At 66.3% G+C, this 2,643-nt stretch carries 1 protein-coding gene; it reads right to left on the reverse strand.

Features of this window, described 5'->3' with window-relative positions; translation table 11 throughout:
• The coding region (gene smc, locus ABYB95_RS21050; protein WP_372661501.1) for a chromosome segregation protein SMC at positions 1-2,643 on the reverse strand (2,643 nt) is incomplete at both ends.

Genomic DNA, 2,643 nt, shown 5'->3' on the forward strand with positions numbered 1-2,643 from the left:
AACGCCCTGCTCCTGCATGGTCACCCCGATCAATTGTTTGGCCATTTCGATGGCGATCTTGTTATGGCTGATGAACAGGAACTGGGTGCCCTGCTGGCTCATGCTGGTCACCAGTTTGGCGTAGCGCTCGGTGTTGGCGTCGTCCAGCGGCGCATCCACCTCGTCGAGCAAACAGAAGGGCGCGGGGTTCAACTGGAAAATCGCGAACACCAGCGCAATGGCGGTGAGCGCTTTTTCGCCGCCCGAGAGCAGGTGGATGGTCTGGTTTTTCTTGCCAGGCGGCTGCGCCAGCACCTGCACGCCCGCGTCCAGAATTTCTTCGCCCGTCATCACCAACTTGGCGTTGCCACCGCCGAACAACTCGGGGAACATGCGCCCGAAATGGCCGTTGACGGTCTCAAAGGTGCTGCCCAGCAGTTCGCGGGTTTCGCTATCGATCTTCTTGATCGCGTCTTCCAGCGTGGTCATGGCCTCGGTCAGGTCGGCGGTCTGCGCGTCCAGGAAGGTTTTGCGCTCGCGGGCGCTGGTGAGTTCGTCCAGGGCGGCCAGGTTGACCGCGCCCAGGCTTTGGATCTCGCGGTGGAAGCGGTCGATCTCGCCTTGCAAACCGGTCAGGCGCACATGGCCTTCTTGCACCGATTGCTCTACGGCGGCCAGATCGGCCTCGGCTTCGGCCAGTTGCTGGCTGTACTGCTCCACGCCCAGGCGCGCCGCCTGTTCCTTGAGCTGGAAGTCGGTGATGCGGCTGCGCAGCGGCTCCAGCTCCCGCTCGAGCTGCAAGCGGCGCTCGTCGCTGGCGCGCAGTTTCAGGGTCAGGTCGTCGTACTGGCTGCGTTGCGCGCCCAGGGTCTGCTCGCGCTCCAGCTTGATCGCCAGCGCGCTTTGCAGACCGGCCTGCGCCGCCGCGTCGGACAGGCGGGTGAGCTCTTCCTGGGCGCGCGTGTTTTCCTCGTGCAAGGCTTTTTCTTGGGTGGCAGCGGTTTCCAGCGAACGCTGCAGTTCGCCCTGGCGTGCCTGCAGGCTGCGCAGGGCGTACGTGGCTTCTTGCGCCGAGCGCTCCAGCGTGCGCTGCTGCTCACGGGTCTGGTTGAGGCGGCGCTCGGCCTCGATCACCTTGTCGTCCAGCTGGGCGTGGCGTTCCTGGCAGTCGGCCAGCTGCATGTCCAGCTCTTCAAAACATCCCTCGGCCGTGACACGACGTTCCTGCAGGGCCTCGAGCTGGGCTTCCACCTCGGCCAGGTCGCCCGCGATCTGGTCGCTGCGGGCGCGGGTTTGTTCGGCCAGTTGGGTGAGGCGCAAGGCCTCCACTTGCAATTCGTGTGCGCGGCTGCGGCTTTCACCGCTCTCGCGCCGGGTCGCCACCAGGCGCTGCGAGGCGTCGCTGTAGGCGGCCTCGGCCCGCACCAGGGCGGCGCGCGCCTGTTCGGCGATCAAAACCTGGGCCTTGGCGCTTTTTTCCAGGTTCTCGATTTCCTGCGCCCGCGCCAGCAGGCCGGCCTGCTCGCTGTCGGGCGCGTAAAAGCTCACGCTGTGGTGGCTCACCGCATGGCCGCTGGGCACAAAAATGGTTTCCCCCGGCTGTAGCTTGTCGCGCTGCGCCAGGGCGTCTTCGAGCTGGGGGGCGGTGAAACAGCCACGCAACCAGTCGGCCATCAAGGCGCTCAGGCCGGCGTCGTTCAGGCGCAACCAGTCGGCGAGCGGCTTCAGGCCCATGCTGCGCTCGGGCGCGCCCGGCACCTGGGTCGGGCTGTAGAACGCCAGCTTGGCCGGCGGCGCATCGTTGCCGAAAGCCCGCACCATGTCCAGCCGCGACACTTCCAAGGCACCCAGACGTTCGCGCAAGGCGGCTTCCAGCGCGTTCTCCCAGCCGGTTTCGATGTGGATACGGCTCCACAGACCTTGCATACCTTCCAGCCCGTGTTTGGCCAGCCAGGGTTTGAGTTTGCCGTCGGTCTTGACCTTTTCCTGCAGCGCCTTGAGCGCCTCCATGCGCGCCGTCAGATCGGCCTGCCGGCCCGACTCCTGGTTCACCGCCTGTTGCGCCGCGCGCCGCTCGTCGTCGAGCTGGGGCACGCTGTCTTGCAACTCGTGCAACCGGGCCTCGGCCATTTCGGCCGCTTCCTGGGCCACGCCGAGTTGGATCTGGGCGTTTTCCACCCGCGCCTGATCGGGCGCGGCCAGGGCGTTGCGATCGGCGCTCAGGCGCTCGTGGCGCGACTGGAGCTGGCGGCTTTGTTCTTCGATGCTGCGCTGATCGGCGGCCAGCACCTGGATTTGCTGCTGCACCTGCGTCACGCTGGCGCGCTGCTCGTTGGCCTGTGCCTGGGCCTGACGCAACTGGTCTTCCATGTTGGGCAACACATCGGCCTGGTCTTCGCCCTGCGCCGCCAGCACCACCGACTTCTCTTCCGCCTCCATGAGCTTGGCGGCGATCTCTTCCAGCTCCACCGCTGCGTCCTGGCTGCGCTGGGTCCAGGAGGCCATTTGCTCTTTGAGCTGCCCCAGACGCTGCTCGACCCGGGTACGGCCTTCCACCACAAAACGGATTTCGGCCTCGAGCTTGCCCACGTCGGCGCTGGCTTCGTACAACTTGCCCTGGGCCTGGTTCACCTGGTCGCCCGCCGCGTAGTGGGCCTGGCGAAT

This window comes from Hydrogenophaga sp., from assembly GCF_041633695.1.
Classification (GTDB): Bacteria; Pseudomonadota; Gammaproteobacteria; order Burkholderiales; family Burkholderiaceae_C; genus Hydrogenophaga.